Annotated in this window: 25 protein-coding genes and 1 tRNA gene; 7 read left to right on the top strand and 19 right to left on the bottom strand. The window is 31.6% G+C overall.

Annotation, left to right across the window (positions count from 1 at the left end; translation table 11 throughout):
• Complete coding sequence (locus tag CBR30_00385) at window positions 1-1,239, top strand: DNA polymerase IV (protein PMQ02151.1); 1,239 nt, start codon at window positions 1-3, stop codon at window positions 1,237-1,239.
• Here the strand turns inward: CBR30_00385 and CBR30_00380 are convergent.
• From CBR30_00380 to CBR30_00340, 9 genes are all read right to left on the bottom strand, one after another.
• Window positions 1,219-2,292 (bottom strand): hypothetical protein, encoded by a 1,074-nt coding sequence (locus tag CBR30_00380; GenBank protein PMQ02150.1) that lies wholly within the window; start codon window positions 2,290-2,292, stop codon window positions 1,219-1,221. The two genes, CBR30_00385 and CBR30_00380, sit on opposite strands and share 21 nt — an antisense overlap.
• Window positions 2,293-2,493: 201 nt before the next feature.
• Complete coding sequence (locus CBR30_00375) at window positions 2,494-3,126, bottom strand: hypothetical protein (protein PMQ02149.1); 633 nt, start codon at window positions 3,124-3,126, stop codon at window positions 2,494-2,496.
• Window positions 3,127-3,128: 2 nt separating this feature from the next.
• On the bottom strand, window positions 3,129-4,070 hold the full coding sequence (locus CBR30_00370) for a methionyl-tRNA formyltransferase (GenBank protein PMQ02148.1): 942 nt from the start codon (window positions 4,068-4,070) through the stop codon (window positions 3,129-3,131).
• Window positions 4,067-4,516, bottom strand: coding sequence for a peptide deformylase (gene def / locus CBR30_00365; protein ID PMQ02536.1), 450 nt, complete (start codon window positions 4,514-4,516; stop codon window positions 4,067-4,069). Before def ends, CBR30_00370 begins: the two co-directional genes overlap by 4 nt.
• 17 nt (window positions 4,517-4,533) lie before the next feature.
• Window positions 4,534-6,639, bottom strand: coding sequence for a primosomal protein N' (priA, locus tag CBR30_00360; protein ID PMQ02147.1), 2,106 nt, complete (start codon window positions 6,637-6,639; stop codon window positions 4,534-4,536).
• 6 nt (window positions 6,640-6,645) lie between these two features.
• Entirely contained in the window at window positions 6,646-6,843 is a 198-nt protein-coding gene (gene rpoZ / locus CBR30_00355) for a DNA-directed RNA polymerase subunit omega (protein PMQ02146.1), read from the bottom strand.
• Window positions 6,840-7,460: a guanylate kinase gene (locus CBR30_00350; GenBank protein PMQ02145.1), complete on the bottom strand. Its 621-nt coding sequence runs from the start codon at window positions 7,458-7,460 to the stop codon at window positions 6,840-6,842. The genes rpoZ and CBR30_00350 overlap by 4 nt, the downstream gene beginning before the upstream one ends.
• Entirely contained in the window at window positions 7,457-7,714 is a 258-nt protein-coding gene (locus CBR30_00345; GenBank protein ID PMQ02535.1) for a hypothetical protein, read from the bottom strand. The genes CBR30_00350 and CBR30_00345 overlap by 4 nt, the downstream gene beginning before the upstream one ends.
• Window positions 7,715-7,733: 19 nt before the next feature.
• Window positions 7,734-8,588, bottom strand: coding sequence for a hypothetical protein (locus CBR30_00340; GenBank protein PMQ02144.1), 855 nt, complete (start codon window positions 8,586-8,588; stop codon window positions 7,734-7,736).
• Between the two features lie 179 nt (window positions 8,589-8,767).
• Between CBR30_00340 and CBR30_00335 the strand changes: the two genes are divergently transcribed.
• On the top strand, window positions 8,768-10,150 hold the full coding sequence (locus CBR30_00335; GenBank protein ID PMQ02143.1) for a sugar kinase: 1,383 nt from the start codon (window positions 8,768-8,770) through the stop codon (window positions 10,148-10,150).
• A gap of 3 nt (window positions 10,151-10,153) precedes the next feature.
• Here CBR30_00335 and CBR30_00330 read toward each other — a convergent pair.
• Window positions 10,154-10,248: transfer RNA gene (locus CBR30_00330), tRNA-Ser, on the bottom strand.
• A gap of 57 nt (window positions 10,249-10,305) precedes the next feature.
• Here CBR30_00330 and CBR30_00325 point away from each other — a divergent pair.
• Window positions 10,306-11,250 carry a hypothetical protein gene (locus CBR30_00325; protein ID PMQ02142.1) on the top strand — a complete coding sequence of 315 codons (945 nt, stop codon included), beginning with the start codon at window positions 10,306-10,308 and terminating at the stop codon, window positions 11,248-11,250.
• On the opposite strand, the gene CBR30_00320 is transcribed toward CBR30_00325, so the two are convergent.
• Window positions 11,222-12,331, bottom strand: coding sequence for a glycosyl transferase (locus tag CBR30_00320; protein PMQ02141.1), 1,110 nt, complete (start codon window positions 12,329-12,331; stop codon window positions 11,222-11,224). The genes CBR30_00325 and CBR30_00320 overlap by 29 nt on opposite strands.
• Window positions 12,332-12,375: 44 nt before the next feature.
• Here CBR30_00320 and CBR30_00315 point away from each other — a divergent pair, with 44 nt between their 5' ends.
• A complete protein-coding gene (locus tag CBR30_00315; protein PMQ02140.1) occupies window positions 12,376-13,053 on the top strand; it encodes a hypothetical protein in 678 nt (225 codons plus the stop codon).
• Here the strand turns inward: CBR30_00315 and CBR30_00310 are convergent.
• From CBR30_00310 to dnaN, 8 genes are all read right to left on the bottom strand, one after another.
• A complete protein-coding gene (locus CBR30_00310; protein PMQ02139.1) occupies window positions 13,050-13,691 on the bottom strand; it encodes a lactate utilization protein in 642 nt (213 codons plus the stop codon). The two genes, CBR30_00315 and CBR30_00310, sit on opposite strands and share 4 nt — an antisense overlap.
• Before the next feature lie 15 nt (window positions 13,692-13,706).
• Complete coding sequence (locus tag CBR30_00305; protein PMQ02138.1) at window positions 13,707-15,224, bottom strand: GMP synthase (glutamine-hydrolyzing); 1,518 nt, start codon at window positions 15,222-15,224, stop codon at window positions 13,707-13,709.
• A gap of 186 nt (window positions 15,225-15,410) precedes the next feature.
• Entirely contained in the window at window positions 15,411-17,489 is a 2,079-nt protein-coding gene (locus tag CBR30_00300; GenBank protein PMQ02137.1) for a hypothetical protein, read from the bottom strand.
• 12 nt (window positions 17,490-17,501) lie between these two features.
• Entirely contained in the window at window positions 17,502-19,406 is a 1,905-nt protein-coding gene (gyrB, locus tag CBR30_00295) for a DNA topoisomerase (ATP-hydrolyzing) subunit B (protein PMQ02136.1), read from the bottom strand.
• Window positions 19,387-19,860: a hypothetical protein gene (locus CBR30_00290; protein PMQ02135.1), complete on the bottom strand. Its 474-nt coding sequence runs from the start codon at window positions 19,858-19,860 to the stop codon at window positions 19,387-19,389. The genes gyrB and CBR30_00290 overlap by 20 nt, the downstream gene beginning before the upstream one ends.
• Window positions 19,841-20,947 (bottom strand): DNA replication and repair protein RecF, encoded by a 1,107-nt coding sequence (locus CBR30_00285; GenBank protein ID PMQ02134.1) that lies wholly within the window; start codon window positions 20,945-20,947, stop codon window positions 19,841-19,843. The genes CBR30_00290 and CBR30_00285 overlap by 20 nt, the downstream gene beginning before the upstream one ends.
• On the bottom strand, window positions 20,948-21,172 hold the full coding sequence (locus CBR30_00280; GenBank protein ID PMQ02133.1) for an RNA-binding protein: 225 nt from the start codon (window positions 21,170-21,172) through the stop codon (window positions 20,948-20,950).
• Window positions 21,169-22,272: a DNA polymerase III subunit beta gene (gene dnaN, locus CBR30_00275; GenBank protein ID PMQ02132.1), complete on the bottom strand. Its 1,104-nt coding sequence runs from the start codon at window positions 22,270-22,272 to the stop codon at window positions 21,169-21,171. The genes CBR30_00280 and dnaN overlap by 4 nt, the downstream gene beginning before the upstream one ends.
• Window positions 22,273-22,391: 119 nt before the next feature.
• Between dnaN and CBR30_00270 the strand changes: the two genes are divergently transcribed.
• The 3 genes from CBR30_00270 to CBR30_00260 are packed head-to-tail and all read left to right on the top strand — an operon-like array spanning window position 22,392 to window position 24,779.
• A complete protein-coding gene (locus CBR30_00270) occupies window positions 22,392-22,829 on the top strand; it encodes an Rrf2 family transcriptional regulator (protein PMQ02131.1) in 438 nt (145 codons plus the stop codon).
• Window positions 22,826-23,575, top strand: coding sequence for a Fe-S cluster assembly ATPase SufC (gene sufC, locus CBR30_00265; protein ID PMQ02130.1), 750 nt, complete (start codon window positions 22,826-22,828; stop codon window positions 23,573-23,575). Before CBR30_00270 ends, sufC begins: the two co-directional genes overlap by 4 nt.
• The gene (locus tag CBR30_00260) at window positions 23,547-24,779 is read left to right on the top strand and encodes an ABC transporter ATP-binding protein (GenBank protein ID PMQ02129.1); all 1,233 of its coding nucleotides are present in this window, start codon (window positions 23,547-23,549) and stop codon (window positions 24,777-24,779) included. The genes sufC and CBR30_00260 overlap by 29 nt, the downstream gene beginning before the upstream one ends.
• Window positions 24,780-24,822 lie beyond the last annotated feature (43 nt).

The raw sequence follows: 24,822 nt of genomic DNA, 5'->3' as shown, positions 1-24,822 counted from the left end.
ATGGAAGTCTTATGTATTTATCCATGGCCAAGAGCAATTATGCATGTCGATGCTGATGCTTTTTTTGCTTCTTGCGAACAAGCTTTAAAGCCTCATTTAAAAGGAAAACCTGTTGTAGTTGGAAGGGAAAGAGGCATTGTTGTTGCTCTAAGTTATGAAGCAAAAGCTAAAGGTATTCAAAGAGGGATGTTAATAAACACAGCCAAAAAATTATGTCCTGAACTGGAAGTTTTACCATTAGACTACGAAACTTATAGTCTCTTTTCTGTAAGAATCTTCGAAATACTAAGAAGATACTCTCCCCAGGTAGAAGAGTATTCCATTGATGAAGCTTTTGTAGATTTGACAGGACTTAGAAGGCTCTATAGATCTTCCTACGAAAATATTGCAGAAAAGATAAAAAGAGATATTGAAAGAGAATTAGGAATAAGCATCTCAGTAGGATTAAGTATTACAAAAGTGTTAGCTAAGATAGCGTCAAAATACCAAAAGCCTGGTGGCTTCACCTGTATACCTGGAAATGAGATTCATCTCTATCTAAAAGATCTACCTTTGGAAGAGATTTGGGGAATAGGTCCTAATACTTCTGCTTTATTAAAAAAGTTTGGAATTGAGACAGCTCTTCAGTTTGCTAAAAAAGACGAATATTTTATTAAAAAGTATCTAACAAAACCATTTTTAGAAATATGGAAAGAGTTAAACGGTATAAGTGTATACCCTGTAATATCTACGTCGAAAAGTAGTTATAAAAGTATAAGTAAAGCATGCACCTTTGAACCTACTAATGACGAAAGTATTATCTTTGCTCATTTAATGAAAAACCTTGAAGAGGCTTGTTTCAAGGCAAGAAGATTCAAACTTGCTCCCAGAAGAATTATTTTCTTTTTAAAAGGGCAAGACTTTAAAGCTGAAGCCATGGATATAAAACTTTTAACCCCTTCTGCTATCCCCTTCTTTCTTGCCCCATTAATTAGAAAGGGATTTGAAAAAATTTATAACCCAAATAGAATATATAGACAAACAGGCATAATCCTCACAGATTTTATAGATGATCAAAATATACAACTGACTTTATTTGAGGATCCAAAAAAACTTATAAAAATGGAGAGGCTATACTCTGCAGTAGAAACAATTATAAAAAAGTATGGATCTCAGTCTATCTATATTAGCTCAAGTAGTTTAGTAAGAAAGAACAAAGAAAAGAAACTTAAGTTTCCTTTAATGGATATAAGAGTATGAAGGTATTTCTGCTTGAGAAAAATAGTAAAAGATTAATTTGGGTCTCCTTTCTCTATCCACGATTCCCATAGTGGAAACATAAGGAATTGCAGAGTTTGGCTGGTGTCTGGAAAGATGATCTGCAAAAACCAACCATGTATATCCTACTAAATAATCCTTAAAACTTACCGCAATATTCCAATGCTCTTTAAAATATTCCTTCTGGTATTCTTCAGTCCCAACTACAGAACTATCTCCATGATTTCCCCAAATCGCCCACATGCCCGACTCTGAAATGAGTACTAGTTTTGAAGGATATTTCATATGAAGCTCCTTTAATCTATCGATAAGGTCTTTTGATTTTCCATAGAAAAACCCAAAATATTCGTTTATTGCAATTATGTCTACAAAATTAAAAGCCCCAGATTCCTCCCGCCAACCCTTCTGAGAGCCCCAAGAGGCAAAGGTTACAGGTCTTTCATGTAGATCTAATTTTTTGATATTACTGTACATTATTTTAAAAGCGTCTATACCTAAGGGGGTGTGCGTCTCAGATTCGTTAGCTACACTCCAAATAATAACAGAAGGATGATTCATTTGGTTCCAAGCCATGCAAACAGCTAAAGCCAATCCTAATCCATATTCTTTTGTCTGATAGTATAATTGATAATCCTTCATCCAATAATTTTCTACCTCGTCCATTACTAATAAACCATTCTCATCTGCCCACTCATATACGGCTGGGTGCCTATTATAATGAGATAATCTAATAAAGTTAGCCCCTGCCTTTTTAATCAAATTTAGATCCATAAAAATTTCTTTTGGACTCATTGCTCCCCCAGATATAGAATTTTCACAATGCCAATTAACACCTTTTAGAAATACAGGCTTATCATTTAATAATAAACTTATTCCTAAAATTTTTATTGTACGGCGTCCATATTTTACAAACAAAGTATCTCCATTATCTAAGCTTGCATAAGCCTCATAAATCCTTGGAGAGGATATATCCCATGGTTTTGCATCTAGAATCATTATATTGAATGAAACAACTCTTACTTCCTTGGGATTCATAAATAGCTCTTTTTCTTCAATATTTCCTCCAGTCCCTAAACCAGGATTAAATTTTACTTTTACTTTTCCCGAAGTTTCCGAATGATTAAAAACTATTACTTTCGCCTTAAGAATTTTTTCTTCATAGGGAGCATAAACTAAGATCTTACTAATATTTATTTGATTGCATGCTTCTAAGTATATACTTCTATGTATTCCGCCCTATGGCCACCAATCAAAATTACCAGGCGGTATCTCTTCATCCTTTACTTTTCCCCAAACTCTTCTTTCAACCTGAATGGCAATAACATTCTCTTTTCCATAATCCAAAAAATCACCTATATCTAAAGAAAATGGAGTATACCCTCCTTCATGTGTGGCAACAAATTTTCCGTTTATCCATATTTTAGCCCTATAATTTATACCAAGAAAATTTGCCTTAACAAATTTATATTTCCAATCCTTTGGAATAATAAACTTTCTGCGGTACCAAACCTTACCATCATAAAACCTGTAATCCTTTCCATCTTTATCCTTATAAAGATCCCATACAGAAGGAACAAGACACTTATCCCAGCTACTGTCTTCAATTTCTGGATAATACCAAGGCATTTCATCTCGTATACCTATATCATTAGGATCTATTTTAAATTTCCAAGTTCCGTCTAAGGAAATAGATTCTCTTCCCTTTGGAGTTCTATTCCATGTGTCAAAGCTTGGTACAGGATTATTATATTGGAATAATACCCATACATCATCGATTTTTTCCATCCTTGTGTTTGATGGCTCTTTAAGGTTCTCAAAAAGAAAAACAAAGAAAAAAAGTATAAGAAAGATAAACAAATTTCTCTTCACTTTTACAACTTTACATTATAAAATTTATCTCCGATCTTTAACCTATAACCATTAATAAAATCTATTGCTTTTATTTTCTTTTTATTTTCGGGTTTTACTTCTAACACCCAAAGTATTCCATCCCCTGTCTTTACTGCAAAACCTACTTTTTTATCAATTTTAACTACACTTCCAACCTCTCCCTCTATACTATCTTGAGATGCTTCTGCATCCAATATTTTAAGTATTCCTTCCCTAAAATAAGTATATGCTCCAGGTTCTGGAGATAATGCTCTAATTTGACACCAAATCTTTTTTGCTGGCATATTCCAGTCTATTTTTTCTTCCCCTGGTTTTATCTTTTCTGCATAAGTAGCTAAGCTATGATCCTGCTCTTTTGGAATTAATCTTCTTTCCTCAATGAGTGGAAGAGTCTCTATCAATAAATCTGCCCCAAGATTGGCAAGTTTTAGTGTTAAAGTTTCTCTGTTATCCTTTGGTTCTATTGGAATCTTCCTTATACTCCAAACTGGTCCTGCATCTAATTCTTTTGTCATTTGCATAATAGATACTCCTGTTTCTTCCTCGCAATTAAAAAGAGCCCTTTCAATGGGACTTGCTCCTCTATATTTTGGTAATATTGAAGCATGAACATTAATACCACCGTATGGCGGTATATTTAAAATTTTCTCAGGAATTATTTTTCCATAGGATGCTACTATTAAAGCATCTGGGTTTAAACTTTGAATTAATTCTTCTACCTCTTTATTTTTTAAGCTTATTGGTTGAAATACTGGAATACCCTTTTCTAAGGCAAATTTTTTAACCTCGGAAGGTTCTATTTTTTTCCCTCTTCCTTTTGGCTTATCAGGTTGAGTAAAAACTGCTAAGATCCTATGTTTCTCATAAAGTTTCTCCAATATTATCCTTGCAAAAAGAGGAGTACCAAAAAAAATTACCTTCATACCTTTACATCTTCTTCAATCTTATCAACAATCAAGATACCATCTAAGTGGTCTATTTCATGTTGGAAAATTCTCGCCCACATTCCTTCAGCCTTCATTACTATTGTTTTTCCATTCAAATCTTGGAATCTTACTGTAATCTTTTGAGCTCTCTTTACCGGAATTTCAACTCCTGGAATACTCAAACATCCCTCAATATCTACCCATTCCCCTTCTTTCTCAATAATCTCAGGATTTATTATTACCAAATCTTGATCCTCGTAAGAAATAACAGCCATTCTCAAACTTTTTCCTACTTGTGGAGCGGCAAGTCCAACACCATCTACAGTTTTTAAGGTTTCAAACATTGCTTCCGCTAATTTTTTTATATTATTATCTATCTTTTCTACATTTTTCGCCTTTTTTCTTAAGACAGGATGTTCAATAGTATAAATTTTTAAAATCATTTCCTCACCTCCCAAAATCATAAAATTTCCCTAACATCTTTGTTAATTATAACCTTATAACTTGCAAAAGTATTATTGTATTCTACAATATTTTTCAAGTTTAAAGGAAGATCACTTTCATCTTTAATTATTAATTGATATCTATATTTTTCTCTTAAAACCATAGGAAAGAAAGGGGCAGGACCTAAAATAGATAAATTTTCATATTTTTCTTTTATCATATCTCTTAGCTTTATACCTTCTTCTATCAATTCATTTTCATCATCACCTATTAATAGAATTTGATGTAATGTAGAGAATGGAGGATAACTTAAGGTTTTTCTTAAATTAAGTTCCTCATGAAGAAAAAGGTTATAAAAATTTGCTTTTAGAGCCCTAATGACATAATGCTGTGAGGAATAAGTTTGAATTATTAATTCTTCTCCTGGAAAGTCTGACATTATTCTTCTTATTAAGTGAAATATCTTCTCGGGCATAGAAAAATCAGGAAGATGTAAAAAATTATCCAAGTTGACTACAATTAATAACCCTACAGACATACGAGGAATCCATGGAACAATGAGTCTTGTTCCCACTATAATATCACTCTTGTATAAAATAGTCTCATCTTTTATATCTTTTTCACTATCCCATCTCTGTACAATCTTTTTTGGAAATAATCTTTTCAGATAACTTTCCAATTTTTCTGTACCTAATCCTCCATAATTAAAACTGTAACCACCACATTTAGGACAAGTTGTAACAGCAGGCATACTATATCCACAATAATGGCACTTTAACTCAAGTGTATCAGAATGGTAAACTAAAGATGTACTACAATGAGGACAATAAAAAGTATAACCACAATCATTGCACTGAAGGTATGTAGAATAGCCCAATCTATTTAGTAAAAAAAAGACCTGTTTATTATTATATAGAACCTCTTTCACCCTTTTTAAAGTATAATAGGAAAGAACTTCTCCCTTCCCTCTCCTCATATCGATAACAGATATTTTAGGCTTTTTTGCTGACTTTCTGTAAAGAGAGTAAACCCCTTTTATGGAATTATAAAAAGATGCTACTGAGGGAGAGCTTGTTCCTAAGATAATAGGTATTTTATCAAGTTCTGCTCTTTTAACAGCAACTTTTGATACATCAAATCTTGGCTCCTTTTCTCTCATATTATAGAATTCATTTTCTTCCTCATCCAATATGATTACTCCTAAACTACTGAAGGGTAAAAAAATTCCCTTTCCAGAAGATACAATTAAAATAGGTTTTTCCTCATATGATAACTTATACACCTGATAAGACTGAGCAGGCGTAAGAAGACCATGATATGGATAATATTTAATTGGTACCTTATCTTCTAAAAATTGAAGAAAATCAAAAAGAGAATTTAAGGTTGGAAAAATAATTAATACTTGCTTTTCCTTATTGAAGAAATATTTTATTACTTCTATATATATTCTCCAACGTTCCTTCCTGTTTTCTACAAATAATAACAACGGCTTATTACTTAAACTTTGTTTTAACTTACTAAACTCTAACAGACTATCCTTATCAATATCCCAGTTATCTCTTTTAGGTATATAAAAAAACTCTTTTCTTGGTATTTTCTCCGATAATTCTACCTCGATTCTTTCAGTAATAACATTTTTTCTTATTAGATCTCTTAATAGAGACTCAGAAACTTTAACCTCTTTTTTGAGTTTTTCTAAATTTTTTTCTTCCTTTAATATCTCATAAACTTCTTCTTGTTTTTTAGTAAGTTTAGTGCTACATGGTTCTACTCTTTTAAATATTCTTTTCAATTTTAAATTTATGCCAGATGGAAAGATATAGTTTGCGGATTTGAAAAGAGAATTTTCATAATATTCACTTATCCAATTAACCAAAGAGATAAGAGAAGAGGATAAAATAGGAAATTTCTCTAAAACAGCCGTTATTGGTTTTAACTCTAAACCTTGAACTTCTTCTTCTGATATGTCCCAGATATAGCCTAAGACTCTTCTCTTCTTAAGAGGTATTATTACCGCTTTACCAACCTGAGCAGAATCTACTAATTCTTCAGGAATATAGTAATAAAGGAAATCTTTCTCAGGGATACGCGTATCAAAAAGTATAACCTTAGCAATTAACACCCTTAATTACTTAGATTTCTCCTCCTCGTATGTGATCCTTCCATTTAATAATTCCTCAATAGCCATAGTTTGAGGATCTCTTGCCATAACTTGTCTTAGGAACTTTAATTCCTCGCTTATCTGTCTTGCCCTTTTTGCTATTAAAACTGTCAAAATATATTTATTTGGTATTATTTTTAATAATTCGTCTAAAGAATCCTTCATTGCTCACAACCTCCTAATTTCTTTAACCAATATTCTGCTTTTTCCTTTGTAAGTCTACATCTCTCTGCTAAAATAATTGCTTTCACATTCTCAACAGCCTCATCTATGTTATCATTCACAACTAAATAATCATAATAAAAAATTTTAGAAATTTCAAGTGGCACATTTTTCCACCTTATTTCCAGATCACTACTTTTTTCAGTTTCTCTCCCAACTAATCTTCTTCTCAACTCATCCAAAGAAGGAGGAAGCAAAAAGATAAGAATTGCAGATTTATATAAATTCTTTACATTTAATCCCCCCTGAACATCTATCTTTAAAATTACATCCCTTCCCTGTCTTATATTTTCTTCAACAAATTTTTTAGGAGTACCATAAAAATAAGAATGAACCTGAGCCCATTCTAAAAATTCTCCCTTTTCAACCATTTCTTTAAAAGTTTTTTCATCTACAAAAAAATAATTTTCTCCATTCCTCTCCCCTACCCTCATGGGTCTTGTTGTTACCGAAATAGATTTAACTAAATTTGGAATTTTATTTAGTAATTTATCCAAGACAGCATCCTTTCCTACCCCAGATGGTCCAGAAAGTACAAAAAGAAGTCCTGATGAATTCATTCCTTTTCCTCCTCTTCTTCCATTCCTTCTAATCTTGCTGCAATAGTCTCCGGATTAAGAGCAGAAAGTATTATATGTCCACTATCTAATATTAAAACTGCCCTTGTTTTTCTACCATATGTGGCATCAATAAGTTCATTCCTGTCTTTAGCATCGGAGATGTATCTCCTGATAGGAGCTGAATCAGGGCTTATTATAGCAACAATTCTTGAACTAACTACAATATTCCCAAAACCAATATTAATTAATTTTATCTTCATGTCATTTCACTCCCTACTCCACATTGTTAATTAATTCCCTCATTTTTTCTAACTCCTCTTTTATTTTTAAAGAATACTCCATAATTTTTGTCTTTGCGGTTTTACTGGAAAGAGTATTTATTTCACGCCACATTTCTTGAATTATAAAGTCCAAAGTTTTTCCAATACTATCATCTCTTTTCATCTCTTCCTCAAATTTAGCAATAAAAATTTTAAGCCTCTCTAATTCCTCATTAATATCCGCTTTCATTATGATCAGAGCAATTTCTTGAATTAATCTATCTCTTTCGATAGTAATATTCCATTCTTCCAATTTTTTATTCAAGATTTCATGAACCTCTTTTTTCCAGTTTTCATCCTCAGCCTCAATTTTTTCCAGATTTTCCTTAATTATCTGGATACACTTTTCAAGACTTTTAGATATTCCTTCTCCTTCTTTCCTTTTTTCCTCTAAAAAATTTTCCAAAAGAAGATCAAATTCTTTTTTTATAAAGTCCACTTCCTCATTTGAAAAACTTTTAGGTTCTAATGTAAATGCTTGAGGATTAATAAGAAGCTCTTTCCAATCAGATAAGATTTCCTTTTTCCCTGTTATTTTTTCAATTTCCTTTAAAGACTCCTCTATAAAAGAAGAGTTAAGTTTAGGGATGGATTCAATATTATTGTACATTCTAAGATTAAATATAACCTGTCCTCTTTTTATATTACTCCTTATTTTATCTATAAATTCTTTCTCTAAATATGTGAGATTTTGTGGAAGATAAATTTTTAATTCTAAAAAACGATGATTGTACCCCTTAAACTCCATATAAAGCTTAAGGCTCCCAAAGGATATCTCTTTAAAACATGAGGCAGTCATTCCCCTCATATGTTATTAAAATATCACTTTTTTATAACCTTGTGAAGTCTGGAATTAAAAGTAGTAAAATATGGTAAGATGAAAGAAAGAGGGTGAGATAGTGAAGAAAATAAAATTTAGAAGAAAGTTGATGTAGGAATTGTGAAAGAAGAGAATATAAGAATCTCATTAAGAAAGGATCACTTAAAATGAGTCTTAAAAATCTCCTAACAATTGATTTAGGAACAACAAACATAAAAATTTTTCTTTGGAACAAGAAAGGAAAAATTATTTCTAAAAAAGTTATACCAACCCAAATAAGTAGTGATTATTCCATATCACCGAACTTTATAAAAGAAGCCATCTATAATACATTAAGGGAAATGCCTTTAAAAAGTATAGGCGGTATTTCAGTCTCTGGAATGGGGGAGGCTGGTCTACTCATTGACGAAGAAGGAAAACCACTTACCAATATATTTTCTTGGTTAGACCTTAGAGGAGAAAAGGAGTTGAACATTCTAAATTCCATTAACAAGGAAAGAATTTTTGAAATTACTGGATTAAAAGTTTCACCTAAATATTCGTTAGCGAAGATTTTATGGGTAAGGGAAAATCAAAAAGATATATGGAGTAGAGTATGGAAATGGCTAAATGCTGTAGATTTTGTGAATTATTTACTGACTGGTGAAGTTATAACTGATTATTCTTTGGCAAGTAGAATGCTCATTTTTGATATCAGAAATAAGTACTGGTCCAAAGAAATCTTAAATTTATGTGGGTTAAATGAAAGTATTTTACCGAATATAAAGGCATGTGGAAGCTACATAGGAGATTACAATACAATTCCAGTTTTTTTAGGAGGTCATGACCATCCTATTGGAAGTTTCCCTCTTGAGTTAGATTATTCAACTTTATATGATTCTTGGGGAACTGCAGAAGCCTTTTTCCTTTTATCAGATAATCTAAATATTTTAAAGGATGTAGGGAAAAAGGGATTTAGTGTGGGATGCCTTCTTGAAGATAGATATTATTTGTTGGGGGGAATTCATTTTTCCGGCGGAATTTATAATTGGATTAGAAATGGTTTAAATATTAAAAGAAAAATTGAAAGAATAAATTTTCAGTTTGAAAATGAGCTTTTCTTTTTCCCTTATATTTTAGGGAGAAATATTCCATCTCCCAATAAGGATGCAAAGGGAATGTTTTTCGGAATTACTATCAAAACCACATTAAATGATCTATTACAGAGTATTTGGGAGGGACTATTTTTTGAAACAAGGTTGATCATAGAAGAGATTAGAAATATTGGATTTAATATTGAAAAGATCATATTAGGTGGGGGAATGTGTAGATTCAAAAATATTGTCCAATTAAAGGCGGATATCCTTAATACTCCTTTATTTGTTTCAAAAGAGAGGGAGTTAACAAGTAAGGGTACAGCTTATTTGATAGCAAATAATATATATCCTAAAAATTACGCAGAAAATTTTAAAGTAAAAGAATTTACATTATACGAGCCTATAAATAAATTGGATTATTATGAGGAGAAATTTAAAAAATACAAAGAGTTATTACAGAAGTTTTATAGTTAAAGTTGGCGGAGAGGGTGGGATTCGAACCCACGGTACGGGTTTTTGCCCGTACAACCGCTTAGCAGGCGGCTGCCTTAAACCGTCTCGGCCACCTCTCCATCCAAAAGAGATTATACCATTATAAATAAGAATTGACAATAAAGGAGGATATAATTATGAGAAACTTTATGAGACCTAAAATTATACTTAGTGCTTGTTTAAATTTAGAACCTGTAAGATATGATGGAGGATTTGTTAAAGATGAATTTGTTCTAAAACTCAGAGACTTCTGTGATATTAATACTGTATGTCCAGAAGTTTCTATTGGACTTGGAGTTCCAAGAGAAAAAATAATAGTTTATAAAACAGAAGAAGGCTATAGAATATCTCAACCAAGCACTGGTAGTGATTTAACAGATATTATGTATAAATTTTCTGAGGATTTTATATCAAATTTATCAAACTATGAATTTGATGGAGCAATATTAAAGAGTAAATCTCCTTCCTGCGGTGTCTCCAACACTTTAGTTTATAAAGATAAAGAGGGAAAGATCTACCACTCCAAGGGAAAAGGGATTTTTGCAATGTTACTAATGGAGAAATTTCCCCTTATTCCTATTGAGGATGAAGGTAGATTAAAAAATCCAGATATTAAGAGAAATTTCTTAACAAGAATATTCTCTTTAGCAGATCTTAGAGAATTTAGGAAAAATGCCAAAGAAGTAAAGGAAATCATGGATTTTCATCAAAGATACAAATATCTTCTTATGACCTATAGTCAAGAAAAGCTTAGAAAATTAGGTAAGATTGTAGCTAATATAAATAGAGATAATTTCAAAGAGTCCCTTTCTATCTATTCAGAAATATTTTTGAAGGCTCTATCAAAGAAGCCCTCAAGAAATCAGCATTATAATACATTATCACACATATTTGGTCATATATCTGAAAAGCTAAGAGAAAAGGAAAAGATGCATTTTTTAAATCTACTCAAAAACTATAAAGAGGGGAAGGTAGAACTTAAAGTTATTTTGGAGATACTTAAAAATTGGGTATTTAGATTTGATGATGAATATCTAATAACTCAAGCATATCTTATCCCCTATCCAGAAGAGTTAGAATAGTTTCTCTATGTTTCTTGGCTGATTTTTCCCAATTAAAGGATTTTACTCTTTCTAATCCTTTTTCGATTAAATTTTTCCTTAGATCATCACTGTTTAAAACCTTTAAAATTCCAAGGGCAATTTCTTCAGGTTCTAATGGATTTACGTAAAAACTTGCATCTCCACAAACTTCAGGTATTGCGGATAGATTAGATACAACTGTGGGACATCCACAAGCCATAGCTTCAAGGGGAGGAAGACCAAATCCTTCATATAATGAAGGAAATACGAATAACCTTGCAAGATTATATAGTACAGGAAGTTCGTCATCTTCTATATAACCTGTAAATATTACTTTGGTTCTCAATTCATAACTATCCTCAAGAATTTGAAAAATTTCTTTATCACCAGTTATAAAACCCTCTTTTTTGCCAACAATTACCAAATAGTAATCTTTGTAGTTCTTTTTTTGAATTATAGAAAAGGCTTTCAACAGATTTTTCAAATTCTTATGAGGCTTTACATTTCCTACATATAGAATAAAATTCTCCGGATATTTCGATCTAAATGGTTCTAAAACTTTTCTATCCAAAATTTTAAACCTATTATTATCTACACCATTATAAATGACTTCTATTTTTTCTGGATTTACTTTTGTATACTTAATGATTTCAGATTTAGAAAAGTTAGATACTGTAATAATTTTATCAGAAAGATTTACCGCACTATTAATAACAAGCTTTATATATACTTTTTGCAAAGAATTAAAGCTCTCATAAAAAGCAAGATGATAAACATCGTGAATTGTAACTATTCTTTTTTTTGCTTTTATTGGTAATATTGGTGCATTAAAGTGAGGAGACCAAAAAACATCACATCTTGGAATTATTAAAGGATAACTTAATTGTTCGGAAATGGAATAAATAGGTGCACCAAATGGAATTATCTCTATATCATCCTTTAAAAAATTTTTCACTTCTCTAACATTTCCTAAGACTTTTAGGGAAAAAATAGAATCTTTAAAGAATGGAACTAAATTTTTCAAATAAGTCCCAATCCCAGAATAATTTATCATTCTAAGATCTATTATTAAACTTCTCATTACTTTTTGACTAAATTCTTATTTTATGATATTTTATATCCCTAATGGGAACAATTATTAATAGTATAGCAGTTTTAATTGGAAGTTTAATAGGACTTACATTAAAAAGTAAGTTTACTGAAAACATGCGAAAAATCCTAATGGACGCATTAGGACTTGTATGTATTTATCTTGGCTTGCAAATGGCATTAAAAGGAGAAAAATTTTTACATTTAGTTTTTAGTTTAGTTATTGGAGGAATAATAGGAGAGCTGTTAAATATTGATGGTATTTTTAAAGATATATCAAATAAAGTCGAAGAAAAATTCAGTAGAGGAGAAAAAGGGACTTTTGCAAAGGGATTCTTAACTGCAAGTTTATTATACTGTATTGGACCAATGACAATAATGGGATCTATCCAGGATGGATTAGGTCAAACTCCAACCATCCTTTTAACAAAATCACTATTAGATGGAACTGCCTCAATTGCGCTCTCTTCTGCCCTCGGAATTGGGGTTGCTTTTTCGTCCCTTTCCGTTCTCATTGTTCAAGGAACTATTACTCTACTTGCTAACCTTGTTAGTCCTATATTAACAGAGATTGTTGTAAGAGAAATGACTGCCGTTGGCGGTATTCTTGTTCTTGGCATTGCTTTCAATCTTTTAGAGTTAAAAAATATAAAAGTTGCTAATCTCTTACCAGCTCTACTACTTATTATCTTATTTGTGAAAATATTTCCTTAAAACCCTAAGTTTTCATTTACTAATATAATCCAAATTTCAGTTTTAGATGGTGGAGCTTCCATAATAGTTATAACTCTACACATTTTCTTAGGATTACTACAATCAGCGCAATATCCTAAGGTACCACAAGGTAGATCTAAATTAAGTCTTTTAGCATTTAATGGTGCTACTACATTTTTAATATGCCAAATGGCAGTTTCCAAGTTGACTACCAATTTATTTTTACCAACAACTAAAATCACCTTCTTAGGACCAAATATTTGCGCTGAAACTCTATTACCTACTCCATCAATATTGACTATTTCTCCTGAAAAAGTAATAGCATTTACGCTTGATAAGAAAACATCAGAAATTAATTCTTTTTTTCTTATCTCTAAATCTTCATCTGGGGATAATCCAGGTTTCCAATGATGGTAAATCTCAAAGCCTCTCTTTTCTAATTCTTCAATTATTCCTATTTCTCTTATGGTCATGCTTCCACCAATACCAACTGTTGCTCCTTCTGGTATAAGTTCCAAAACTTTCTCTTTTGCCATCTCTTTATTTTCAACTAATAATACATTAAATCCTCTTTCCTTTAATAATTCCTCTACTCTCTGAAGTTGTTTCTCTCCAAGCCATTTTTCTAATTCTCTCATATTAAAGACCTCCTTTTACTCCCATTCTATTGTGGCTGGGGGTTTATTTGTAATATCTAAAACCACTCTATTAATATTCTTTACTTCGTTAGTTATACGAGTAGCTATTCTTTCCAATATCTCATAAGGGACTTTTACCCATTGGGCAGTCATTCCGTCTTCACTTTCAACAATTCTCAAAGCAATTGTATACTCATAAGATCTTTTATCCCCTTTTACTCCTACACTTCTTACAGGAAGTAATACCGCAAATGACTGCCAAATATGTTCATAGCCTTCCCACTTTCGTAATTCCTCCTGAAGTATAGCATCCGCCTCTCTCAAAATATCCAATCTTTCTTCTGTTATTTCTCCAACAATTCTAACAGCTAATCCAGGACCTGGATAAGGTTGTCTACTAATAAAGCTTTGAGGTAATCCTAATATTTCTGCTATTTTTCTAACCTCATCCTTGAATAAATATCTAAAAGGTTCTATTATTTCAAATTGCAGGTTTGAAGGAAGCCCACCTACGTTATGATGAGATTTTATTTTTGCAGCCTTACCTGTCTTGGATTGGGCACTTTCTATTACATCAGGATAAAGAGTGCCTTGGGCTAAGTACTTAAATGGTCCATATTGTTTTGCAAATTCTTCGAATACTTTAATAAATTCATGTCCAATTATCTTTCTTTTCTCTTCTGGATCCTGAACTCCTTTTAATTTTTCTAAAAATCTATCTTTAGCATCAATTACCACAAGATTAACTCCTAAACTTCTTAATGCATTTTCAACTTCATTTCTCTCTCCCTTTCTAAGTAGACCATGATCCACAAAAACAGCAGTAAGTTGGTCACCAATAGCCTTACTAAGTAAAACAGCTAAAGTTGAAGAGTCTACCCCTCCACTTACTGCCAAAAGGACCTTTTCATTCCCAACACGCTCCCTAACCTCTTTAATACTATCTTCAACAAATTTACTTAAGTTCCAGCTTTCTTTACTCCCACAGATTTTGAAAACAAAATTTTTTAATATTTCCCTTCCTTTTTTAGTATGACTTACCTCTGGATGAAACTGTACTCCGTATATGTTTTTCTCTATCGACTCATAGGCGGAAAGGTAATTATTCTCTGATATAGCTAAAGGTACAAATCCACTTGGAAGTTTTGAAACTACATCTTGATGACTCATCCAAACAATCTCTTCTTCATTTAAACCTTCAAGTAGTTTTGATGGATTTATAATTTTTATCTTTGTAAGTCCGTATTCCCCTTTCTCACCCTTTACAACTTCTCCTCCAAAGATCTTAGCTATTAATTGAAAACCAAAACAAATCCCCAATATTGGAACATTAATATTAAAGATATCCATATTTAAATCAAGACTATCCTCATAAACACTTCCAGGTCCTCCAGATAAAATTATCCCCTCTACCCCCTCAAGCTCTCTCGTCTCTACATTAGGAGGAAAAATTAAGGAGTATACTTTTAATTCCCTTAGTCTTCTTGCAATTAATTGAGTATATTGGGAACCAAAATCGATAACTGCAAACATTATACCTTTACCTCCATTATGTGATAAAATAATATAGTAGAATTATTTATATAAAAGGGGGGTTTTAAATGGAAGAGCGTAAATGCAAAAACTGCAAATTTTTCCAACCAAACCCATCGGATCCTAATAAAGGTATGTGCTTTGGAATACCTGTAAAAGCAGAAGGCTCTTGTCCTCAATTTGTTCCTAAGTCTTAAACTTAATCTCTTCCAAATTAAATTGCGCATTATTTACTAAGGTTTTGAAAAAGTCATCTCCTAACAGATATAGAATAAGGGAGTAAGGTCGGTAGTTTATATAAATTAATGATTCTTTTACTAACAACAAACCTCTTATTAAAACACCAAAAAGGAAAAGAATTTTATACTCTAAAAGATCCCTTTTATCAAAAAGGGATTTATCTGAATTCTTTTTTCTTTCCCTCAAAAGGTTTAAAATCTTTTCTCTTTCATAAATCAAATTTTTAAGTTCTTCTAAAAATTCCATTGGGATTTTTATTTCTTTTATGATCCCAATGGAATTCTTAATTTTTTCTTTATATTTCAAATATTTATGGGATCTTTCAAAATCGATTATTCCCTTTTCAGCTAAGATAATCTTAGCCAAATGAAAATATTCGCCTTGTTGGGTATTAGAAATAATTTCCAAAAATTTATCTATAGTATCCACAATATTTCTCCATGAATAGCTAAAATCTTTTGGATCTACTGTTTCACCGAAAAATATAGAAAGATACTTGGGTAGTATTATTTCAGTATCTCCCAGATATTTTAAATTGTCTAACAAGTTTATTCTAATTCTTAATAAGTGAGAGGAAGGAACCTCTACTCCCCTTCTAAAAAGTTCTCCTAAAAAGTAATCTACCATAGGAGCATATTTTGAACCTAATTCAGGTACTGCTAAAATTTTTGGATATTTTCTCATCTCCGCCATAAATGGTCCTGCTTTTCCAATTAAACTAAATCCATGAGGAAATCTTTCTGAATCTAAAAGGGTTTTTATAAATTCACAGGCACTGGATAAAGAATTTTTCGAGATTAAAGTGGTTGAAGTACAATGGGGAGAATATAACCGAACTTCTGAAATCCCATCATTTTTAATCTCAATATTACATCGAGTTAGAATCAATCTTGATTTCTCAATGGAAAACACTTCCATAAAAAATGGGGGAGAAAAAGTGTTATTCTTAATGTGCATTCTTTTTAAATGCAAACCCGCTTTATTTAAAGCCATATTATAAGCCTGAGCAAATAATTGGGGATTTCTCAAACTTAAATCAAAGAAATAGTAAGAATCTTCCTTTACCTCTTCTTTGGATGTTATTCTAAACATATTAGATGTGGTCTCAAATTTCAATTCTATATCATTTTTATATAGATCTTCTATTATTTTTTTTGAAATATACTTATGAAGATCAACAATAGAGATATTGTGGTTTGAAAATATAATTTCTTTATACCAATTCCTAATTTTTTTTGCTCTTTCTATAACTCTTTTCCTATAATTTTTATTTTTAATCTGTTTTAAAGTCCCCCTTACACCAAGAATAAACAATTTTTCCAAAAGAATTTTAATATTTGACTCATCTAAATATATACTTGAAAGGCTTATATCCTCTGCCTCTCGCGGTACAATACCATACCAACCAAGAGACTTAGAAAAAAGATAATAGATTTCAGCTTGTGGATTTCTTTCAAAAAGCTTTTTTAAAGCAGATATATTAGCACATGGTCCCAACCGTGTTACTTGTGAGACCCTGTGGTAATTATATGTAAAACCGAGTGACTCTATAGCTCTCGTAAAACTATCGTCATTAATCAATAATTTTTTATAATCTCTCCATTTTCTTGAAATCCATGAGAGATGAAACCCCAAGTTTTTATATTCATGGGGCTCTATGGGAACTGCATAAAAAATTCCATAAGATATATCCTGATTTATATAAACTGCTCCTGTTACTTTTTGAGCATAATCCTCAGTAATAGTAAATCTATTTTTATCATCATAAAGATTAGCTAACCTCTGATCACCTGTTCCTAACTTCTCATCATGTATAAAAGGAATATACTTGACTTTATCTTCTAATCTAATTTTTAAAGCTAAATCTGTGATCAGAGCATCCCATAATATATTTTGATCTCCTTTATAAACAGCTTCTATACCTCTCTCTTTTAGTTCATTTACTAAATCCTCTGAAGGGAAATATATCTTATAAGTCTCAAAATTTTCATCTTCTCTAATTTTTTCTTTACAGATACTCCTCATAACTTTTTACCATTAAATATCCAAATTTCTTACAAACTTTGCTTTCTCTTCTATAAACATTCTTCTCTCTTCTACATTGTTTCCCATTAGAACTGAGAAGATTCTTTCAGCCTCTAAAGCATCTTCTATTGTTACTTGTAGAAGAATTCTTTTTTGAGGGTCCATTGTGGTTTCCCTTAATTGCTCTGGATCCATCTCTCCCAATCCTTTATATCTTTGAATATAAACATTATCCGGGTTTCCCCATTCCTTTAATACTTTTTCCTTTTCTTCTTCACTGTAAACATACCTCTCCTCTTTTCCCCTCTTTAAAAGGTATAAAGGAGGCTGTGCTATATAAACATATCCACCTTCAATTAACGGTCTTAAATGTCTATAGAAAAAGGTAAGAAGTAAGGTCCTTATGTGAGCTCCATCTACATCTGCATCTGTCATTATTATAATCTTATGATATCTCAATTTTGATAAATCAAAATCTTGCCCTATACCAGTTCCAAGACTTGCAATTATAGCTTTAATCTCCTCGCTTGATAAAATTTTCGCTAAATGTTGAGCCTTCTCTACATTCAATATTTTACCTCTTAAAGGGAGAATGGCCTGATATCTTCTATCTCTTCCTTGTTTTGCAGAACCGCCTGCTGACTCTCCCTCTACTATAAAAAGCTCACAAAACTTAGGATCTTTTTCACTACAATCCGCAAGCTTCCCAGGAAGTAAAGTAGATTCTAATAGACTTTTCCTTCTTACTAACTCTCTTGCCTTTCTTGCTGCTTGTCTTGCTCGGTATGCTTCAATAATCTTATTAATTATCAACTTTCCAACGTCAGGATTTTCTGAGAAAAACCTACTTAATTCCTCATCTGTGACTGATTCTACAAACTTTCTGACCTCAGAATTTCCAAGTTTTGTTTTTGTTTGCCCTTCAAATTGTGGCTCAGGTACCTTTGTATTAATGATGGCTATCAAGCCTTCCCTTACATCCTCACCAGATAACGACTCTGATTCCTTCCACATATTCCAAGATCTCGCAAAATTATTAACTACTCTTGTAAGAGCAATACGAAATCCAGAAACATGAGTTCCTCCCTCAATAGTGTGAATACCATTAACATAAGACAAAATCAATTCATCATAACCTGTGTTATATTGAAATACCACTTCGAGGACTAAATTCCCTTCTTCTCTCTTAAAGTAACAAGGTTTATGCAAAACCTCTTTACCCTTTGAAAGAAAATCAATGAATTCTGTTAAACCACCTTCAAAATGAAAAACATTCCTTTTGTTTGTTCTTTCGTCGATAAGTTCAATAGTCACTTCTTTGTTTAGAAAGGCAAGCTCTCTAAGTCTATTTGCAATAATATCATAATCAAAATTTACAGTCTCAAATATGGAGGGATCAGGATAAAAAAGTATTTTTGTACCAGAGCTTTCTGACTGACCTACTACCTCAACTGGGGTTTTAGGTTTCCCTTTCTCATAAACTTGTCTATATATTTTTCCTTCTCTTTTAACTTCAACTTCAAGATAGGATGATAATGCATTTACTACGGAAAGTCCTACACCATGCAATCCACCACTAATTTTGTAGATTGAATTTGAAAATTTACCACCAGCATGTAAAGTAGTTAAAACTACCTCTAAGGCAGACTTTTTCGCCTGTGGGTGAATATCTACAGGAATACCTCTTCCATTATCTTCTACTATAATCCCCCCATCCTTTTTAATTACCACCAATATATAATTACAATATCCTGAAAAAACTTCATCAATACTGTTATCAACAAGTTCAAATACTAAGTGATGAAGACCTCGAACGCCTGTATCTCCAATATACATTCCAGGTCTTTTTCTTACAGCTTCAGTTCCCTCAAGAATTTGTATGCTTTCTGCAGTATAACTATCTTTTTTCGGAACCATGAAATCCTCCCTTATTTAACATTGCAAGGCTTTTTAAATAATTTCTAACAATTTCTCTAATTTCACTATCCTCAATAGACTCAACTATTTTATCAATTCTTTCTTCCTCTTGTAAAGAAAGTTTGGCTCTCGATTTTACCTTTTTATTTTTAATCTTTTTCCTAAAAGTATGTCCCTTATCTACGAACATGATGTCTTTTATTATATTTGAACTAAATATATTATTTAAATCCTCAATTATTTTATGCTTTAACAAACTTAACTCTTGAGCCCAAATACTGCTATCGACATCGACAAACAAGATACCATTCCTAATACTCTTAGGATTTGTATGTTGAGATAAAACATTACCTACTACTTCATCCCATTTTTCTATAAGAAGATGTTCACGTAACTTTTCATCTAATTTAAAATAAGAAAATACATTCCAAAGCTCATTTGAAATAGGCTTCATGGAAAGTTACCTTCCCTGAATTTATCTCAAAATAAGGTTGATCTTCCAAAAATTTTAATTTGTAAGCAGTGGTAATAAAGACTTGAAAGTCTTTTATAGAGTTCCAAACAATTTCTTTCTTCTCATCATCTAATTCAGCAAACAAATCATCAATAAGCAAAATTGCTTTTTCTCTTCTCTTTTCTGAAAGTAATTTTAGCTCAGAAAGTTTCCAGATTAAAAAGGCTATCTTTCTTTCCCCTCCTGACCCAAAATTTCTCAATGAATATTCCCTATCCTCTCTTTGCCAATAAAATATTATATCATCTCTATGGGGACCAACTGATGTATATTTTTTATTTATATCTTCTTTTCTCTGTTTACTTAAAGACTCTTCAAAATCTCTTTTTATACTATCTAAATCTATATCATCTACGGTAAAACTACAAATATACTTAACCTTGAGAGCTTCTCTTCCCAAAATCTTTTTACTGATCTCTGAAATATACCTTTCTAATTCCTTTAGAATAGATAGGCGATGATAAGTTAAATTACTTCCTTTTTCTATTAATAAATCGTCCCATACATCCAAATCTTTCAATTTATCTGGACTTTTTAAAACAATATTTCTTTGGTATAAAATTTTATTATACTCAAGTAAGTTTTTATAATACTGAAAATTTAATATAGACAAAAACCTATCAAACATTTGTCTTCTCTTTAATGGTTCATCCTTAATACTTTGTATATCATCCTGTGTAAAAATAACTACTGGAAATAAATAAACCAACTCTTTCTGTCTCTTTACCGTTTTTTGATTGATCTTTATCCTTTTTTCTCCCTGAACATTTAGTGCAGACTCTATCAAAATATCCTGCTCTTGCCAGTCCAAATTCCCTTTTATATATGCGTATTCTTCTCCCCATTTTATCAATTCCTTATCAAAAAAGGTCCTGAAAGATCTTCCTGTAAGTAAATAATAAATGCTCTCGATTAAATTGGTTTTGCCTTGAGCATTTTCTCCATATAAAATATTGACCTTAATAAAATCAACTTCAACATTTTTTAAGTTTCTAAAATTAACTACCTTTAATTTTTTCAAAATCAATTATTTTTTACTCACCACCTTGTAAATTTTCCCCTCAACCTCAACTAAATCACCATCTTTTAAACTTCTATGTCTTCTCACTTCAACATCACCATTAACCTTTACCATTCCAGACTGAATAAGATTTTTCGCCTGCCCACCCGTTTCTACAATACGAGCCCATTTTAAAAATTGATTTAAGGTTATAGTAGGAGTATATATCTCTATATCTATAACTTCTTTCATAATCTCACTGGCATTAAAACATAAATATAGCTATCATCGTTTGGAATCTTAATAACTGCTGGTCCAAGATCAGATGTAAAATTAAGCTCAACCTCATCAGAATCCAAATTTTCTAAGGGCTCAATTAGATAATCTACATTGAAACCAATATCTAAACTTTGCTCAGAACCAAAAACTTCAGCAGGTAAGGTTTCTTTACCAGCACCTCTTTCTGATGTTAATGAAGAAAGAACAACTTCTTGCGAATTAATAGAGATTCTTACAGTATTTGTCTGATCAGCCTCCGCTAATACTTCCATTCTCTCCAAAACATCTAAAAGATCTTCCCTATTACAACGAAAACCTATCACAAAATCTGATGGAATAATCTTATCGTATGCTGGAAATTGCCCTTCAAGTAGCCTGGTAGTAAAAAATATAGAATCACATGTAAATAACATTTGATTGTCAATCTTACTCATACCAACTCTATCAGTTTCCGCCTTAGAAAGAATTCTTTGTAACTCCTTTAAACTTTTAGCTGGAATAACCACATTAGATATGGCAAGATCCCCTTCCAACCTTTTTAGTGCTAATCTATGACCATCCACAGCAACAAAATTTATGTAATTATCTTTTCCTTCAATTAAAACTCCTGTAAGAATTTGTTTGATTTCATCCTCTGCAGCTGCAAAAATAGTTTGCTTGACCGCTTTTACAAATTCATCTTTGTCCATATAACTTTGTGGTTCAATATTTCCAAGATCTAACTTAGGAAATTCTTCAGCGCTTTCTCCTTGAACTTCAACTGTTGAATAACCCGCATGAATAATGGCTCTATTTCTCTCATTTATATTTATTTCTAAGGTTACTGAAGGAAGCTTATTTATTAAGTCTACGAATAAATCTCCAGGAAGACAAACCTCTCCTGGCTCTTCTAATATAACTGGCATACTCATTGAAATTCCTATTTCAAGATTTGTAGCCTGAAGATATAATGTATCGTTCTCACCTTTCAAATATATATATGTGAGAATTGGCATAGTAGTTTTAGAAGCAGTAGCATTTTTTACTATTTGTAAAGCTTCTTTTAAATCTTTTTGCTGAGTAATAAACTTCATTCCTTATCCTCCTTCCTCATATTTATTACTTATCAATTATAACTTTTATTTGACAAAAATACAAAGCAGTATTATAATCCTAAATGTTGAGTAAATTAGTCAATATTTATGGAGGTAGTATGATAAAGGTCTCTTCAAAATTAGATTGTGGCTTGAGAGCCTTAACTCTCTTGGCAAGATCTTATAACAAAGAAGTTCTATCCCTGAATAAGATTTCTAAATTAGAAGACATACCAAGGGACTTTTTGGCTCAGATCATGCTGGAGCTAAAAAGAAAAAATATAGTAGAAAGCTATAAGGGAGTATTAGGAGGTTATGTATTAAAAAGATCACCATCAGAAATTACTCTGAAAGAGATATTTGAGGCACTGGAGGGTCCTATACAAATTATAGATTGCATCCATACTTATGATTCTTCATGTACCTTAAAGAATAGCTGTTTAAATAAAAAAATATGGGTTTACATAGAAGAAAAATTAATAAATATTCTGGAAGATCTAACCTTAGAGGATATAATCCTTGGTATTGAAAGAAAGGAGGAATTTTTATCATTATGAAAAATTTCATGATTATGACAAAAAACTTGACCGTAAAGATTGGGGATAAAGCTATATTAGAGAACCTGAATTTTTCTGTTACTCCAGGAGTTCATATACTTTTGGGACCAAATGGTACAGGAAAGTCCACTTTACTTTCCGCTATTATGGGACTTAGCAAATATAAAACCGAAGGAAAAATATTTTTTAATGGCGAAGATATTACAGATTTAACTCCCGAACAGAGATTTAAAAAGGGTCTTTTCTTAGCTTACCAATTACCACCAGTAGTAAGAGGAGTAAAATTAAAGGATATATTAAAGAAAATATTGAATATAGACCCTAAAAAACCACTACCAGAAATAGTTTATAAATATTTAAGGGATTTAGAACTTGATGAATCCTTTTTAGAGAGAGAAGTAAATAAAGGATTTTCAGGTGGAGAAAGAAAAAAAAGTGAAATATTACAAGTTCTATTAGCAAAGCCAAAACTTGCAATGTTAGACGAACCAGATTCGGGAGTTGATATAGATGCATTAAAGTTAATAGGAAATGCTTTGAGGAAAATAGCCACAGAGAGTAATTTGTTGATTGTTTCGCATAATCTAAAGGTACTTGATTATGTTCAACCAACCTCTGTTTTGGTTCTAATTGATGGCAAATACATTTACAAAGATGGTTCAGAAATAATTAATCTCATTGAAGAAAGAGGCTATGACTTTATAAGGAGGCGAGTATATGTTGAAAACATATCTTCAGGAAATTAGAGAAAGAGCTTTAAAAGCTAAAGATAAACCAGCCATATATGGACCGGATATTGATATTGAAAAATATCATAAAGAATCAATAGAAAATCCCGTTAATGATTTATCTGAACTTCCCCAAGAAATTCTTGAAAATATAGAATATTCAGGAATATCTCATAGGGAGGAAAGAGCAGGTACTTTCTTTCAAGTTAATCACAGTGTCATATATGAAAAAATTAACAATATTTACCAAGGGAAATTAGAAGTAAGCTCAATTCAAGAGGCATTGCAAAAATATGATTGGTTAGAAAATTATTATGGAAAGCTTGTTGCTCCTGATACAGATAAATATACAGCCTGGGCAGAATTAAAACCTACTGGAGGATACTTTATTCATGTATATCCGAATCAAAAGATAGAAATACCAGTACAAGCATGTCTATATATTAAAGAAGGAGATATAAGTCAAAATGTTCATAATATTATTATTGTTGAGGAAGGAGCAGAAGTATTTGTTACAACAGGTTGTTTAACCCATTTAAAGAATGAGCCTGGTTTACATATTGGCATCTCAGAATTCTTTGTTAAAAAAGGCGCAAAATTATACTTTACTATGATTCATAATTGGTCTGAAGAATTCCATGTAAGACCAAGAACCGTTGTCAAAGTAGAAGAAGGTGGTACCTTCATAAACAATTATGTTTCACTAAAGCCATTAAAATCCATACAAAGTTATCCTACAGTCTATGTAGAAAAAAATGGAATAGCAAGATTATATAGCATAATTTATGGAAGAAAAAATTCCTATATTGACCTTGGAGGAAGAGTAGTATTAGAAGGTGAGGGTGCAAAAGGAGAAGTTGTCTCAAGAATAATAGGCGATGATTCATCAGTCATTTACAGTAGGGGAGAAGTGATTGGTAGAAAAGAAAAAACAAAAGGACACTTAGATTGTAGAGGAATGTTAATTACAAAAAGTGCAAGAATTATTGCAATTCCCATTTTAACAGCTGAACATCCTGATAGTGAACTTTCCCATGAAGCTGCAGTCGGTCCAATAGCAGAAGAAGAAATTGAATACTTAACCACAAGAGGATTTGATAGAGACGAGGCTATATCAACTATAACAAGGGGATTTTTAAATCTTGATATACCAGGACTTCCCAAGGTAGCAAAAGATCAGATTAATTATGCTTTAATGCAGTTAGAAACAGCCAAGTTATAATTGACATTTTAAAATAACTTTAATATAATTGATTAAAATTTCT

This window comes from Dictyoglomus sp. NZ13-RE01 (assembly GCA_002878375.1).
GTDB lineage: Bacteria > Dictyoglomota > Dictyoglomia > Dictyoglomales > Dictyoglomaceae > NZ13-RE01.
Note: the sequence above shows the minus strand (reverse complement) of the source record. Positions and strands in the feature narration are given on the sequence as shown.